The following is a 943-nucleotide window of genomic DNA, read 5'->3' as shown; positions in this document are numbered from 1 at the left end:
CGGAAGTTACGCGCAAATTGATGGAACTGCTGGACAAAGGAAGCAGAAAAGAAGCGGAACAAACGGACGATTCCAAAGAAGAAAGGGAGGTTATCGTTGAATAGATCCGGATTCTTTGCAAAAATAACAGAAAAATGGCCTGTTAAGGTTCTCTCTTTGGCGGCGGCAATTATTATTGCCATTTTTTACAGAATGAATAGTCTGGAAACCCGTTTTTTTACGGTTCCGCTGTTAATCGAATCAAGCGATAGTTTATCACCAGCGAATTCTTTTCCAAGATCGGTAAAAATATCGGCGCGTGGAGAAGCCGAGGGGATTCAGCCGATACTCGCGGAGGACATCGAAGCCTACATCGATCTTGGAAGATACGAAAACGAAGGAACTTACAGAGTGCCTGTTCAAATCCGCAAAAAGGGACGCGCCCTTGGAGTTGAACCTTTGGAAATATCCGTTATTCCGGTAGATATTCCTCTCCTTCTTGAAGATAAAATAACGCGTAATGTCAGTGTATTTCCTGTTATACGAGGATCCGCCGCGGAAGGTTATGAACTTACAAATCAATCGCTAACTCCGTCAAGCGTAATTGTCGAAGGTCCGCGTTCATTAATTGACAACCGCATTGAATTTAATACCGAAACAATCGATCTTGACGGGCGATATGAAGACTTTTCCATAATGGTAAACATAAAAAATGATAATCCCCTGCTCTCTATTCACGGAAGCAATATCCTTGAATTCCGAGGCTATATAAGCCGTATAGCGCGCGAAACACATGAAAATAATACTCATCAGGCAATAGAAGAAGAGCATTTATCAGGCGAGGAACAATGATTACGGGAATAGGTATCGATATGATCGAAGTTAAACGCATGGAACGCTGGCTCGATAAATCGGATCTCCTTAACAGATATTTTCACCAACAGGAAATAACGCTTGCCTTCTC

1 protein-coding gene is annotated in these 943 nt (G+C 42.4%); it reads left to right on the top strand.

What is annotated here, in order from left to right; all coding sequences use genetic code 11:
- Nucleotides 1-96: 96 nt before the first annotated feature.
- Nucleotides 97-831, top strand: coding sequence for a CdaR family protein (locus ACYVTD_RS13700; RefSeq protein WP_461248288.1), 735 nt, complete (start codon nucleotides 97-99; stop codon nucleotides 829-831).
- Nucleotides 832-943: the final 112 nt, after the last annotated feature.

It is taken from the genome of Treponema sp. R6D11, from assembly GCF_054786075.1.
The sequence above is the reverse complement of the archived record's forward strand: the minus strand, read 5'-3'. Positions and strand labels throughout refer to the sequence as shown.